The sequence below is a fragment of the Candidatus Nitrosocosmicus sp. T genome (assembly GCF_054408485.1).
Genome location: NZ_CP166992.1, coordinates 976,720 through 992,017 on the forward strand (window position 1 = coordinate 976,720; position 15,298 = coordinate 992,017).

Annotated in this window: 12 protein-coding genes and 1 tRNA gene; 5 read left to right on the plus strand and 8 right to left on the minus strand. The window is 32.7% G+C overall.

Translation table 11 applies throughout. From position 1 onward, the window contains the following. Positions 1 to 6: 6 nt before the first annotated feature. Positions 7 to 708, minus strand: coding sequence for a hypothetical protein (locus tag AB0A59_RS05060; protein ID WP_458747008.1), 702 nt, complete (start codon positions 706 to 708; stop codon positions 7 to 9). Between the two features lie 194 nt (positions 709 to 902). On the opposite strand from AB0A59_RS05060, the gene AB0A59_RS05065 reads away from it, so the two are divergent. After that, positions 903 to 1,586, plus strand: coding sequence for a hypothetical protein (locus AB0A59_RS05065; RefSeq protein WP_458747009.1), 684 nt, complete (start codon positions 903 to 905; stop codon positions 1,584 to 1,586). A gap of 128 nt (positions 1,587 to 1,714) precedes the next feature. On the opposite strand, the gene AB0A59_RS05070 is transcribed toward AB0A59_RS05065, so the two are convergent. From AB0A59_RS05070 to AB0A59_RS05080, 3 genes are all read right to left on the minus strand, one after another. Continuing rightward, a complete protein-coding gene (locus AB0A59_RS05070) occupies positions 1,715 to 2,749 on the minus strand; it encodes a NosD domain-containing protein (protein ID WP_458747562.1) in 1,035 nt (344 codons plus the stop codon). Between the two features lie 27 nt (positions 2,750 to 2,776). Then, entirely contained in the window at positions 2,777 to 2,941 is a 165-nt protein-coding gene (locus tag AB0A59_RS05075; RefSeq protein WP_458747010.1) for a hypothetical protein, read from the minus strand. A gap of 462 nt (positions 2,942 to 3,403) precedes the next feature. Then, the gene (locus AB0A59_RS05080; protein ID WP_458747011.1) at positions 3,404 to 3,757 is read right to left on the minus strand and encodes a hypothetical protein; all 354 of its coding nucleotides are present in this window, start codon (positions 3,755 to 3,757) and stop codon (positions 3,404 to 3,406) included. Between the two features lie 186 nt (positions 3,758 to 3,943). Here AB0A59_RS05080 and AB0A59_RS05085 point away from each other — a divergent pair. Continuing rightward, positions 3,944 to 4,017 (plus strand) — tRNA-Ala (locus AB0A59_RS05085). 366 nt (positions 4,018 to 4,383) lie between these two features. Here AB0A59_RS05085 and AB0A59_RS05090 read toward each other — a convergent pair. Beyond that, entirely contained in the window at positions 4,384 to 6,852 is a 2,469-nt protein-coding gene (locus AB0A59_RS05090; protein WP_458747012.1) for an ATP-binding protein, read from the minus strand. Positions 6,853 to 7,480: 628 nt separating this feature from the next. Between AB0A59_RS05090 and AB0A59_RS05095 the strand changes: the two genes are divergently transcribed. Further along, on the plus strand, positions 7,481 to 7,609 hold the full coding sequence (locus AB0A59_RS05095; RefSeq protein ID WP_458747013.1) for a hypothetical protein: 129 nt from the start codon (positions 7,481 to 7,483) through the stop codon (positions 7,607 to 7,609). Between the two features lie 123 nt (positions 7,610 to 7,732). Here the strand turns inward: AB0A59_RS05095 and AB0A59_RS05100 are convergent, their stop codons facing one another. After that, complete coding sequence (locus AB0A59_RS05100; protein WP_458747014.1) at positions 7,733 to 7,918, minus strand: hypothetical protein; 186 nt, start codon at positions 7,916 to 7,918, stop codon at positions 7,733 to 7,735. A gap of 521 nt (positions 7,919 to 8,439) precedes the next feature. On the opposite strand from AB0A59_RS05100, the gene AB0A59_RS05105 reads away from it, so the two are divergent. Beyond that, positions 8,440 to 9,060, plus strand: coding sequence for a hypothetical protein (locus AB0A59_RS05105; protein ID WP_458747015.1), 621 nt, complete (start codon positions 8,440 to 8,442; stop codon positions 9,058 to 9,060). 1,714 nt (positions 9,061 to 10,774) lie between these two features. Here AB0A59_RS05105 and AB0A59_RS05110 read toward each other — a convergent pair. Then, positions 10,775 to 11,548, minus strand: a complete 774-nt coding sequence (locus AB0A59_RS05110) for a cupredoxin domain-containing protein (protein WP_458747016.1) — start codon at positions 11,546 to 11,548, stop codon at positions 10,775 to 10,777. Between the two features lie 1,921 nt (positions 11,549 to 13,469). Continuing rightward, positions 13,470 to 13,931: a universal stress protein gene (locus tag AB0A59_RS05115; protein WP_458747017.1), complete on the minus strand. Its 462-nt coding sequence runs from the start codon at positions 13,929 to 13,931 to the stop codon at positions 13,470 to 13,472. Positions 13,932 to 14,500: 569 nt separating this feature from the next. Between AB0A59_RS05115 and AB0A59_RS05120 the strand changes: the two genes are divergently transcribed. Next, positions 14,501 to 15,256: a DUF72 domain-containing protein gene (locus AB0A59_RS05120; RefSeq protein WP_458747018.1), complete on the plus strand. Its 756-nt coding sequence runs from the start codon at positions 14,501 to 14,503 to the stop codon at positions 15,254 to 15,256. Positions 15,257 to 15,298: the final 42 nt, after the last annotated feature.

The following is a 15,298-nucleotide window of genomic DNA, read 5'->3' on the forward strand; positions in this document are numbered from 1 at the left end:
TTAACCTTATTTTATGTCTGATTTTTTTAATAAATTTTTTGCCAGGTTAGTATGATCAGCTACTAAAACGAGGGCAGCTATGTTTCTGACGATTACTGATAGGTACGGTAATTTATCGTTTGGATTGTTTTTATATCCCTCTAAAAATGATTGTTCTACAATTTTATATTTTTCATTCTCCAGATCCAGTAGACTAGCCAAGAAAATACCGATATCAAGGCTCTTTGTATACTCTGTAGCATGATTCTGTATCAACCCTAGGTCGGTACGAATTATTTCTAAATCCTTCACTAAATAGTTCTGAGCTTTGTTGTCAATGAAACAAGATCCACTATTGTGTAAACTCCTGGTGATTGTGCCAACCTTAGAAACAATTTCTAAGTTGTTGCTCTTTTTTAGAAATCCGTAAAGATTTCCACCATCTATATATTCCTCAATAATGACATCCTTGTTTATTTCTATTAATTTAGGAGTGCGAATTCCTATATCCTTTAATTTCTGTCTATTAAATGAGCCTTCATTTAGTATAATGGATTTTCCGATTCGAAGTGGAGGCGTGGGATGCATTAGTATAAATGAAATAAACGTAAAGATGAAAACTAAAAGATATTCATTAATGCTCTTAACTGCCTTATTTCTCTTGATTACAACCATTTTACCATCAATTTTTGAAATTGCAATATCCCGCTGCCAATTCACAAAATGCAAAATAATTTAATCTCTTTACTAAAAGTAATCTATTTTAAAAACTTTTAAACATAGGGTTCGAAATCGTCAAATTAACGCTTGACAAATTTTTTTATTTTTTTAAAGTCGCAAATTAATGTGTATATAGGATTAGTGGCTATCGAAGAAAATTTACTATATAAAACTTAATAGAAGGTGTACTATAAAATATTCCTGTGTTTACGTACACAAACTTTTTTAGAATTTTAAGCACTTTTGTAATTGCTGGAGCTTTGTTATCTCTAACAGGCACAAATGCACAAGCATTATCGGGATCTTTAACTGATTATAAATTTGGATATGGTCCTATAGCAAGCATAAATAATGACTGGATATTAGCTGGTCATTGGATGGGTTATCATCACCTTTCAAACTTAACCGATTCAGGCTTTCATTCAACATTTGATATGGTAATGGAAAATGGATCAGCTCCTCATATGCATCAAATATCTAACGGTACTATTAGCGACGTAAGAATGGATGGAAATAATACTGCTATCCAGGGATCCGTAACAATAACAATGAAAGATGGACCTGTGTCAGATGTACCGACTAATTGGACAATTTATAATAACAATACCCTCGCCATTGATTTGGAACCTTCAAAGATTAACAATCACTTTGGTGAATCCTCAATCTATGGGCTCGTATTAACGCCGGAGAAGGAGATGAATATAATGAATAAAATGATGGAGGATACAAAATTCATGGATCAATGGATTCCATTGATGATGCAAAATATGATGAGTAAAATGGATTTAAATGGTAAAAATATTTCATCGATGCCTCAAATGATGAATCATTCAATTTCAAATAGCAGTATGGCAATGAATATGGAAAATAACACGGTGATACCATAGACAGATTAACCGTCTTCCAAACAAATATTCTTTATTTTATTTAAAATAAGATTTATAAGAATTTTTTGATGCATACAATATAAACCACTTGAAGTGTTACTTACTATCATAATATCTTTAATACCTGCCTACCTGCCTATGCATAAACCCGATGGAAGACTTGTTATACAATTGTTGTTAGCATAATGATTATTGTTGATGTTTATCGGAAGATTATTTGCATTGTTGATATCAAGTACATTATTAAATACATTGTTAAAGTCCACATAATTTAAGGAGCTTTGTGTATCTAAGAAAATTCCATTTGTTGTGTTCAATATGTTGTTACCATTGATCAGTGTGTTTTCAGTATTGATTAAAGTGACTCCGGACAATCTATTTTTGCTTAATTGATTATATTTGATGTCGGCACCATCGGATGAATGCAAAGCTACACCGATGGTGTTGTTATTTATCATGTTATTTGATATTTCAGAGTTTTGAGCACCAGTTACATAAAAGGCAACTCTATTGTTGTTAAGGTTTATCTCATGAGCGAAAACATTATTACTTCCAGATAAATAAATCCCAGATTGGAAACCCGATATGATGCCGTTTCCAGATATCGTCACATTATGCTGTCCTGCTATCATTATTCCCACCTTATTGCTGTTTACTCCGGGACCTTTTAGAGAATACCCATTCATATCTATAATAGTATCATTTGCTCCAACGATTATTCCATCGCTCTTGCAAATCAAATTCGAATTTAACTTTACTTTGCCTTGGACAATTTGACCGCAAGCAGGATGTATTTCTGCGATACGCTGTTGTGATACTTCGGACACTTGATTTACTCCTTCTCGATTTTCTTCCGGAGTTTCCGATACTTCTTCATTTGTTTGATCATCTTCTACTGATATATCACTGGTTTGGGGTTGTTCTATTTCGTTTTGACTTTCATCATTAGTATTCCTATTAGAATTCCCTGTATTTTGACTGGTAATGATATCCCTGTCAGGGTCAAGTTGAGACGTCTGGATGTCCGCAGAGTTATCCGTCGTAGAACTGAATGCTATATTATTTGCTGATAATGGAAATTGAAACAAAAAAATAGAGAAGAAAAGAATTGCAAATGACGAATTTAATAATAAATTCTTAAAGCTTGGGATTACTACTCTCATCACCGATAAAATTCTACACGATGTATATTATATCAATATTACCTTTGTACTGCTCTCTTTATACTCTGCAATCGCAATCGAACCTATGACCGCACTATTATAGACAAAGACTACACTATACTCTATTATTCTGAGAAATTCTATCTTGATTATTTGTATCTCGCTCTCCTTGGGCCACTTCTTCTGATGCATACGTTAAACCAAACATTGTGATATTACTAATAGACTAAAATAACTTGAAGAGGTATAGACGTTGAATCCATTGGTCTATCGTATACTTTACAATAGTCCCAAAAGAATGTTAGTTTGGATAAGTTTCATAAAATTTTGTTTTCGATTGAGCAATTTGTTTGCCATTTCTTTGAATGTTCCCTGGTTACGCAAGAGGAATAAAAAATGGACATTTATTTGGCACCTATTTTGATATCTGAAACGGGGCGGAGTAGTAATTATTCAAATCATGAATGAGTGTGAATTTTCGATTTTACTTTAGAAATTTTGTTCCTTTTTGGATCGGAAATCTTCATGATAATCCACTCTAAGATTGGAATTTAAATGAAGGTGGTAAAAGTGGTGGAATAGCCTAGCAATTTCTTATTTTGATTTATACTCTTTCTTTTTGGTACAAGTTTGACAACATTCTTACCAAAATGCCTACTTGTTTAGATAATTTTCTTCTAGCTGCAGATACTTTTTTTTCAAATTCTCATAATCAGATGGCTGTATGTCAGGAGCATTCAGGTACAAGTAATTTTTCATAGGCTGATTGTTTTTGATATTTTTCCAGTTTGATAGGAATTTCTTTATGAAATCATCGATAACTTCCTTATTCGTTATTCCGGTTGAATCAATTTTGAGACTCTCATTAATGATGCATATCTCCTCTTTGTTGTCGCCGCTGATATACTCGATTGGAATTGGTTTAAATTTTTTACGTTCGACCTTGTTAGGAATTATTACAGCAATGTAGGGTTTTTCTTCAATCTCTAATCTTTTCTTTTCTCCCATTACTTATATTAGAACATAAAAATTAAAAATTAATTGGATCAAAATAAATTCGAATAATAAATGCAATTTTTGCCGTATGATTTCAATTGTTTTTCAATAGGTAAGGGGATTCCTTCGACAATTTTTCTATGAAATACTAGTAACTCAACAAATATTAATGCGTCACAAAAATTAATGTTAACAGACGGGCCGATCGTCTAGCCTGGTAGGATACGGCATTGGCATTGCCGAGGTCGTGGGTTCGAATCCCACTCGGTCCATATCGTTTCTGTATTCTTTTTAGGTTCCACAACTAATAATAAATCATAGAAATTGAACCTTAATTCACACCGACAAATTAGCCAAAATCCATATTCTCATTTTTGTACTTTATAAAGTCTCCACAAACCAGGAGGCGATACCCAGATCGGTTTAAAACTTTTCTGGACTTCCTTGAAATTACAGGAAAGGGAATCAAGGAAAGACTGAAATAATTTTTAATTTCAACCTACTGAGATTAGAACAGCGCAGAGAAAAAAAAAGAGATAGTTCTCCATTTTCGCTATATTATATGCTTTTTTTATCTATATGTATTTTTTTCTCTGATTTTAATATCAAAAGAATAAAAGTGTTACTTGCGTTATACCTTAATTTATCAATGGCAGACTGAAACTAAATGTGGCACCAGGTTCATCTTTGTTGTTCTCTGCCCAAATCTTTCCACCATGTATTTCTATAATGCGTTTTGAGATATATAGTCCCAATCCCGTTCCAGATTCGTGTTTACTATCTGTAACAAATTTTTCAAACAAATGCGGAAATATTTTTTTATCTATTCCTTTACCTTTATCTTTGACTCTTATTACTATTGTTCTTTTCGTTTTCTTTTTTAGAGAGGGGGATATCTTATTGCGTGCTTTCTCCTCATCATCTTTATTAACTAAATAACGTGTTGAAGCTTTATTGTCACATTTATTGTTAAAATCGATAACTGGACCTTCTTTCTCGTTTGATGTTTCACTGTCTATAATTTTCATGCTTATCGTAATATCCTGATTTGATTCTGAAAATTTTAAAGCATTACTTAGAAGGTTTGTCAATACTTGATAAATCATCATTTTATCTACATTTACGATCGGCTTAGCCTCAAAATGCTGTTCTTCCAAGTGTATACTGATATTTTTTCTCCTCTTCTCTTCTATACGATCTGCTCTAGCCGGCATTTCTTGTAAATCATGTACGATATCTTTTACAAGGTCATAGATGTTGATATTTTCTTTTTCAAATGCTAACAAATTGTTTTCTATTCTGGTGACATTTAGAAAATTTTCCAGCAATCCATTTAATCGGTACGCATTTTTGATAATTGTTTCAAATAATTTAGTATGATGAGTTTCGCTGCTGCTGGCTCCTTCTTTTTTGGTTTCCAATCCGATCTCAGAAAACCCCATAATGGCCTGAATAGGCGTCCGTAACTCATGAGCAGTAATGTCAATAAACTCTTTATACCGTCTCTCGTTATTTGATATCTTTTTATTTACCTTTTTAAGATCTTTATATAGTTGTATTCCACTCCATAGGCTCTCAAATATCGAACTATAGGACGAAACAAGGGGTCTGCTGTTAGAATAGATCGCAAGTTTTGTGGGCTCGGAGTTTTTATAATATAGTTTATTCAATTCCCAACACAAAACCTCATTGCGATCAACTACTAAAATTGACATACCCTCTGCTTCATTATTGTAGTTTTTCTTGTCAATCAGATCAAACTGTACAGGAGACATTGAATTTTGAATATAATTCTTAATTTTGCTAATGTATTTGACTTCTTTTTGATTTTGTTCGTTATCGAGCTGAATTTCAGAACGTGGTGATAAAGGTGTGGAAAGTAGTATTCTTACTCTAACTGACTTTTCTTTAACAAGCCTATTGAAGGCCTCAAATGTTTGGTTATTTAATAATTGATTAAAAGCATTGCTTGATGCTAGAATCAACGTAACATCCTGTCTGGTTTTTTCTATCATTTGTAAGATTATTTTAGAAAACTCTTCTGAATTACGAATTAGCTCTGTCCTCTGCTCCTTTTGTCCAGATTTTACCAATTCTAACTCCCGTAGTCTAATATACGATTCTGTTCCAGATTTCCACAATCTTTCAAACACAACGTTGAAATGGTTTACGTACACTTTGTCATTGCTAATCAAGACCTTTGGCTGATGAGCTACATTTTGTATATTGCTGTCCTCCAACCCCTCAATCGTGAAATTGAAATATTTATCTGTGACACTAAAATTGACAGGAATGTCGTCAAGATGTCTGAATTGCACACCTTTATTCGAAAAGGATTTTATCGTTTCAATATCTTTTATGTGGATTGGACATAGCCACCTTATGCCTTTGTGTTTTCCATTCTTCATTTTTTCTAGAATACGCATAAAGGACTTGCCTATTTCTTTATTCAAAGAGTCAATCCATTCAGCTGTCGAGCATACTGAGAGCCACATAGAAGACTCTGTTACCGTTGTAGCTCTATTGATTATTTCTCGAGGATCGTCTATTATGGTGGTAACTATCGAACCATAATCTCCTTCTATTTCTCTAATTTTTTGCTCTGCAGGTGTAGCAATGTTCCAAAAGCTATTGAAGATAAGCAGTTGCTGTTGTAGTAAGGCGACTGAATTAGAATATAGTAGTTTTAGATCAGTTTCTTGCTCTCGTGAGAGCATGGAAGCAATATATTCTCCTGCATCGTTAATACTAAAGTTTCCTTTAATATCATTAATGTGCCTTACTTCTCCAAAAGTCATAAGCACCTTACAATTGTTGATGTTATTCGCATTTATGTCCGTGATGACTCTAATTCTACCTTTTCTTTCCTTAAATTTTTCAAAACCATTCCTATATTTAGGAGAACTCAATGCTGTCAATGGCCATGTATTGAGCTGTCCGCAAATGTCGATTCGTTTTACAGAACTTTGAATAAATCTTACCAAAATGTTATTGGTATCATCGATTGCAGAAATTATTGTGATTTTGTCATCGAACGTGGCTTTATCTTGATTAGATTCTATATTATTTGTGTTGGAATTTAAATATTTTTTTTCGCTAAAGCCCACGTTGTTATGTCTTTATTCTACTGTAGAGCATTTGTATATATAGACAATCTTAATGCGGGGAAATTATCTTATATGCTATTGCTATCGTATAGAATTGCTTAAAAAGTCAAAGTCATTCTTAAAAATGTATATAATCTTGGTACGATTGATTATCAAATACCATAAAAGATATCATTGATTAAGTTCCATGTCATTTATGCCCCGAATCCCTTTTGATTTCCAATCAAATTTGGTCAACCCCATTTGTCTCTTGGCGGATTATTTAGGCTATTCAAAGGACAAGATAAATTATTTAAAAATTAAATAAAACTAGATATCGTATCAAAGACTGATAAAATATGCTTTCTTCTGATCTGCTACTTTTGAAATACGTTAGGAATAGTTGTTAACATATGATCAGGAGCAGTGAGGTTTGGTTACCCTACGGGCTCTGCTTGTGTAAGTACAAAGTTTGTATTAGAGGAGTAAAGCGAATCAATGTCATATGAACTTAAACCATTGGTATTAGAACTGTGATAATAGAATCAGATGTAATTGATACTGACTTTCATCATACTTCTCTGATTACAAAGAAATCCAAGGATCCTAATTCGCCTTAGCTCCATTAATGAAGGCCATGCGGTCTAACATGAACAAGATGATTGGCAGTGGTTCAACACCACGATATATTGCTATAGTCATACTCAAAACAATTACCGGTCAAAGCGCAAAATTACGATACCTAGCAGTTAAAGATGTTGAACAATGGATGAAATAAGACAAAAATGTCTTATGAAGAATTTATAAAGATGATGAAACGGTCTTTTTTAGAACTATGGTCTAGGTGTATACTTCCTAGCTTATGATAAATTTATGTCTATTGATAGCATTGTTTCAAGTGTTAGCCCAACTTGTTGCCACAGAAGGGACAAAAATTAAAAATATACTCATCAATGCGTTTAGGGTAACCGTCGTCATTCATACAGAATATCTCTACTTTGTTTTTTTCAATAACGTTGACCCCAAAACCTCTTTGCCAGGAGTCATCCTCCAATTCGTGTAATTCTCTACAACAATACTTTTTCATTTTAATTAATCATTTAGTACTTGTCGCTGATGTAAAAAATTTGGGTTAATAATTAGCATGATTACGCCTAGAAAACCCCGTAACCAAGGATCAAATTTAGTCTGTTTATTAAAAACTCAAAAAATATATTCAATGGTTTTCGAATAAATCATTTATACACTTTCCTAGTAACTTCATTAATGAACTATGGGTGAAAGAGAATTAAGAAAATTTGTGTTCTTTAATGAAAGTTAATTTGAATTCATTATTTTAAAGATTGATCTAATAAATACAGTCCTATTTTTATCAAAAATAACCGTGTCGATGAAATAAATTTTCTAAAGAATCTTTTACTGATATGATTTTAATGTGCACCAAATAACCTCCTTATTTAGATGCAATAAATGACTTTGGGTTACGGCATGACGAGTATTGCGATGATTAACGGGATGATATTAATGGAGTAGATATTACTAGGACCTTCTTACATGAATGTGTAATATAGAAGTCTTATATACCCTGAAGACTATGTTAATAGAGACATGAAACTAAGAACAAATAAACCCTTTTTAATAACTAGTGTATTCCTCTTCGCCGCCGCAATAGTATTAGCCAGCGCAATGAATAGCAACAATGTGGTAGCACAATCAACAGGAGGAGTTAATACCTTTAGTGCTGAAGGAAATATAGGAACCCTAGCACTCTCTCCGGAAAGTTTGCAATCTTTGAATGCATCCCAAGATACGAATTTAAATTTTGTACTTGGTGGAGACTGGAGCTTTGATGTATCAAATGGTCAACTACAAGACTTTAAAGTCGAACTAAACAGGCATTCATTAGGAGGCCATGAAGCTGAAACTCACGTGATAGACGGACTAGACAACGCTACTGCTGTAACAAATACAACAGGAAATGATCAAATCACCTTAACTGGTAATAATACACAATTTCAAGGTCTAGCAAATATTGAGACTGTAGAGACAGGTAAGGTATGGGAAGATGTTCCAGTATTAGCATATTTGATCAATGGGCATATACTTAACCTATCTTTCGACGTATCAAAAACTGATGGACATTTCTTAAATCTTCCGTTGATAGGTGTAGTAACATCATTAACAGAGGGCAGTAGTAATGGTCAGGCAAACTCAACAGCAATTCAATAGACATTTAATCTCTCATTTTTTTTGATCTGTATATTTTGATTATAATTCTCAAGTTATGAATATTTGAGTCGTAATATTTGGTATTTTACACTAAATTATATAATTTAAATATATATCAAAAACTGGAAAACTTGAACATAAAATCACATTCCTTTTTTTTAAAATTGTTTAGTCTATATTTTAAATTTATTTTACGTTTTTTCTGAGGGCGCCGAATAAGCAAGCTTTCTGTTTTTTTTAAATATTCATATTTTTATGAATATGTGATAAATCGTCTCTGTTCTTTTGAAGACAAGTCTATAACATGAAGATGTCTTATTTCATCTTTGAGCACCAAAAATAGAACCTCTCTTGAAGAATCATCATTCTGGGTCTGTATTATAATATTCTAGGTGTGTCACTAGCTAGTGTTCATGTCATTTTTGCCGCGAATCCTACATGTTACTAATTAGGAACAAAAATAAATTGACTTGAAAGAAAATACCCATTTCTTTTGAACTAAAGAAAAGTATCAACTCAAGCATTGGAATTTGTCAAATTTTTGTAAGGCTTCACCTTGATACATTATCTTTTGATTTAGTCAAATAGTTGTGTCAAACATGGATTTCATAAATTATAACTCAATTAACAACTGCCTGTTCAATATATTTTGACTATTTCTTGAGCCTTGAATTTATGTTAAGTAATGAGCATAATTATAAAAATTGTGCTTTTTAGATATATTTAAAATTGTTTATTAAGATCGTCAAGAAAGCTAGGGTACTAAAAAACCGATGAAATATTCCTTATTCTATTCCATTATGTTTGATTAAATCGAGGCAGAAATCATCCTGTATTTTCAATGTGATATCTTCCTTCAATCTCATTTAATTTAATTGAATCAATATGCAAATTTGAGATTCAGATAATTTCACAAAGGGTAATAAAATTTGCAACAGTAGTGTTGCAAAATTAGAAAGTTAATCTCACTTTACTGCTCAAAGAACTTCTGAAATCTTGCTTTTTTGTAGTTTGGAAAGTTGCTTTGTCAGAAGTCTCTTATCTTATTTATAGTAAAAATATGGTAATCAAATACCTCTTTAAAGTAATTTTTCTTTCGATTATACTTCACAGGTTGTTTAGGTGCCATATTCAATTCTTCAACCATACGACCAATACTTAAGATTTCAAAAACAATGTGAATTGAGGTAATTTTTGAACTTGGTTGACTAATACTGAAAGCGATTTGGGGCTAAGTCAACTCCTTTTCTTCTTCAGAAAGTTTAAACTGTTCTGTTATTTCTCCAATAGGTTCTATGATCACAGGAGCATAGTATATTTTGTAATATTGATTTTATCTATTATTTAAGACGAATCTACTCCAATGCCACTACTAAAAATTGATCGTATTCTTCTATCTAAGTGTCGTGTGACAAAGTCATTCTAATCTGAATCGTAAGAATAGATTCTATTCTATGTTTGAGTTCTTTATGGGCTTTTCCATAAGTCTAATTAATCTTATAACCGCAGAAAGACACATATTAAAAAAGTAATTACCAACGTGTTTTAGTATTTAATTTAGATTAGTTGCAGTTTCTCGTATATGATGACTAAAAAAGGTTTAAGCCAGAACGAGAACAAAAGAAAAAACGACAGGTTACTAAAATAGATTTGATTTAAAGATAAAAAACGAAGAAAATGGGGGAATTAGATTCAGAGGCAATCTGTTTGTGTACTAAGTAACCGTTTGTAAAGTAAACTCATCCACTATTGGCGTTTCAGGTTGTACAGAATTAACGGCTGTCACCTCTGCTCTTATGGTATAGTTGCTGTCTCCTTCTAAGAACGGTGCATCAATATGATATGCTCCTGTGCTGCTAAAGTCTGGACCATATACGTTAGTCTGATTTCCATGGCTTTGTATTAATTCCAAGGGTAACGACTCACCACTAGTGACAAATGTATCAGTGAAGACTGTATTATTATTGTCCTTTGATATAGTGATATTGTATGCGATAGGGGTTGTTCTATCTAGAGGCACTGTTAACGGTGCAAAGTCAACAAGTGTTCTAAAGTTCTCTGTGAGGTTGAATAGGGTGCCAACACCTGATGACATTTTAAAATAATGGCCATTTTCATATGAATCACTTGCTGATACTATTGCCTGTCTCCAGGGATGAATTATACAGTGATAAATATAATCTCCAGGATTTTCAAATGTGTATTGAAAGAATGCGTTTGCAGTTGGTGGCATTATTCCAGAATTAAAAATTGAACCAGCATCAGATGCGTTGGGGGCACCACTTGTAACTGTGTGAGGCTGACCATAATCATTGTTAAACCATGCTACGGTAGTCCCAACAGGAACACTAATTGCAGGTGGGTAATAGTGATTCGGACTATCTCTTTGAGCAGCTCCAGGGATTATACTAACAGCATAAGTTGAAGGGGTATTTTGAAGTGTAGCCATACTTCCAAATTGAGCATGGGCACTGGGTATTATTGTCATTGATGGCGTCAATGTACTCGTAGTGATAATTATAAACAGCGATGCTACTAATATCATCGACAAACAACGGTTCTTTGAATTTCGTATAAAATTCATTATCATCATAACAGCTTGAATGCTTATAACGTTTATTATGTAGGGAGGGCTAACATACTATGACTGTAGTCTATATAATTTATAAAAATGAATTCAAATTTGCAGGGTGTGAATCTCCACTGTCCATCAAGGTGACTAATTCAGCTACAATTTTAACTCTTCAAATAAAATGCTCTTCTTTTTGATTTAGCAAATTAAATATTAATTACTTGATAATAAAGACAAAGTGTAAAAAAAGAGTAAAGTGGATCTGTTAGCTTGTAGTTGAGTTAGTTTGGCTGCTCTGGTCTGTCAGTGATGTTACTATACCAAAAAAAGCTAAATCTACGAAATGCCCTTCTGTTTTTGCAAAACTCGATTTAATGATTCTGTTCAGCATATAATAAGTCTTCAGGTATCATAGAAATACACAGATGCCTTTCTTAAATGAATATCTAATTACTTTTTTTAATGATATTTGTCAAAAGAACGGCTACCAAAAATCTCAGAATAAGATAAATAGTTAAATTTAGCCATACGTTTTCAAATGGTTGGTAACTAAAATACTCGACGGTTGATGATAGTAAAAAATTAATCTACTAAATTTTATAATTAATTAAGTTCCATGTCATTTATGCCGCGAATCCCACTCGGTCCATATCATTTCTGTATTCTTTTTAGGTTCCACAACTAATAATAAATCATAGAAATTGAACCTTAATTCACACCGACAAATTAGCCGAAATCCATATTCTCATTTTTGTACTTTATAAAGTCTCCACAAACCAGGAGGCGATACCCAGATCGGTTTAAAACTTTTCTGGACTTCCTTGAAATTACAGAAAAGGGAATCAAGGAAAGACTGAAATAATTTTTATGAATTGGCCAAAGAAAATCCCCAATTGCTACAAGATTCTCTGCTAAACTTCTTCATCTATCAGAAGCAACGAGTATCAAAAGGTGAGATGGTTGCATCTACTATTTCTAATTATTACAAACCTGTCAAATTATTTTGTGAGGTAAACGACATCCTGATAAACTAGAAATTCATTTCAAGGGGAATCCCGAGAGGGAAACATGCATCTGATGATAGAGCTCCTACTTTGGAAGAAATAGATCAATTATTAAAATATCCTGATCTACGAATAAAACCCATAGTTTTGTTTATGATCTCATTAGGAGTTAGAATAGGAGCCTGGGATTATCTAAAATGGAAGTAGATTGTCCCGTATGAAGATCAAGAACAAAATATCATTGCAGCCAAGGTAATCGTTTATGCCGGTGAGCTATAGCAGTATTATTGGCCGGACTTGGCAAATTACTATTATGGTAAGTTGAACCTTGACAAAATCTCTTTCTATAAAGCGGATGGTGTCCAGAACCACACAAAGAGGTTTATTGATATGTTCTTAGAGTTGTTCAAGGACAGAGCCCGAATGGTTGGAAGTGGCCGCTACTCTAATAGATGTCACAAACTATACCGATAATGAGCAAGAATGTTTGATCAGGGTGTACGCCATGAAGTCAAAATAAAATGCAAGCTTCATTGATAATACTTGGAATGAGTTAAAAGATAAAAATTTAGTGAATTATAAACATGGTCTCAAATTGAACAACTTTTTGTCAATGTTTTAGAAGTTCAAATAGTATAATTAATTAAAGTGAAAACGAGATAGGGCTTTTCATAACAAAAAGACAAAATAATGTTTATATTTATCCTTGTTAGAATACTAGTTATAGAATCTCATTAACAGAGCCTTTATCATTATTAATCGTCGCGGATGAGAACTGTTATTAATTAACGATATTGAGTTATAACATGGTTTATAAAAAAAAGATGAATCATTTAATGAACTATAAGTACCGGGCAATCAGCTAATTCTGATACTTTTCTTGTAACACTGCCTAATGCACCTATCTTGGAAATGCCTTTTAGCCGTTTGCCGGTACCCATAACAACCATGTCTATCTTATTGTCTTGCACAAACTTCAAAATTTCTTCTGAAGCAACACCCCAAAGACAGTAAGTGCTGATAGATATGATGTTCTTTTCCTTCTTTAACTTATCAATTATGGAATCAGCCCTTTGATTCCACCCTTTCTCTATTGATTTACCTATGGTTACCCTAGCTACTTCGATTGCAGGTCTGTCGTTTCCTAGAATTAGTGATGCAGGTATTCCTATATCGTTAACAACATGAAGAATAATTAAAGGGACATTCATTTGTTCTGCTAACTCAGAGGCCTTTTCTATTGCCATGTCAGAAGCTTCAGTTCCATCATCTGTTACTACTATTTTATTTATCATATTATCTGTATAGTTATTGGATATAATAATACCTATTTATAGAACTCATTTAAAATGAGTTCATATAGTCGCATGAATCAGTCATGGTAAATACTGACACAGAATAATATTACAAGACAAATGGATGAAACCTGTTAATAGAGAATATGACTTTGAGTATGATGTTTAATTAATATTTAAGTATGTGAATTAAAGGAAAGTCCAAACTAATAATATTTGGCATTATATATTTTTGGAATGATGAAAAATATCAAAATCTAAAATTGTCTAAGTATACCGAATTGGTAGGTAGATACAAGTCGTTTCATCTTGGAGGATTTGAATTGATCTAGCATAAGGCACACTTTTTTTCAGATTTATTTGTTAAAGTTTGTCTTAAAATATTATTTTAAGAAACACAGTTAATTATACATATTAAAGGTCTTCGATCGTAAAAGGAACCAAAGAAGTGATACAGTAAATAAAAGAAAATCTACAAAGTGGAAGAATAAAAGGAAGATACTTAATATAATCCTAAGTGAAAATTGAACTGTATTCTTTTAAAACTAGGTAATTAATCATATTTAATAGTGAATCTTTATGTTGGATGCTCTGGATGGACGTATTCTGGATGGAGGGGCACATTTTATCCCAGGAACCTTGAGAATTGGCAGAGACTATCGTATTATTCAAGGTTTTTTAATTTTATAGAAGTTGATTCAACTTTTTATTATGTTCCATCAAGATATGTCATCCAAGGGTGGAAAAACAAAACTCCAGATGATTTTAAATTCACCTTTAAAATTCCACAGGTGATAACACATGTAAACAAGCTTGAAAGAGTTTCCAAATACCTTGCATACTTTTTTTATGTAATGGAACCAATATTAGATAAAACGCTGATGCTTCTCATTCAGCTTCCGTCATATATGTCGGCAAAGGTAGGTTTGGAATCACTAGCTCACTTTTTAGATAAACTAGATAAGAGACACAGATACGCTTTGGAGGTACGAGAATCATCATGGTTTAATGCCAGTGTATACGATTTTCTGAGCGATAATGATATTACATTAGTCTGGCGAGTGAGGGAGGATTTAAAAACTCCAACCTTTGTAACCACTGATACTATTTATCTAAGATTCATTGGTGATAGAATTGCTGACCAGAGAAACTTTGGATTGAACATAAAAGACAAGGAAGATGAACTAAAAGAGTATGTCACACACATAAAGGATACAGTAAAAGGCCATAGCATTCATGACGTCATTGCTACTTTCAATAACAATTACGCAGGATTTAGTCCTCAGTTAGCCAATGATTTTCTGAGACTAATTTATGAACCTTAGGAAATGGTTGGTTGATGTATAAAACAAAAAAGCTCAACTATA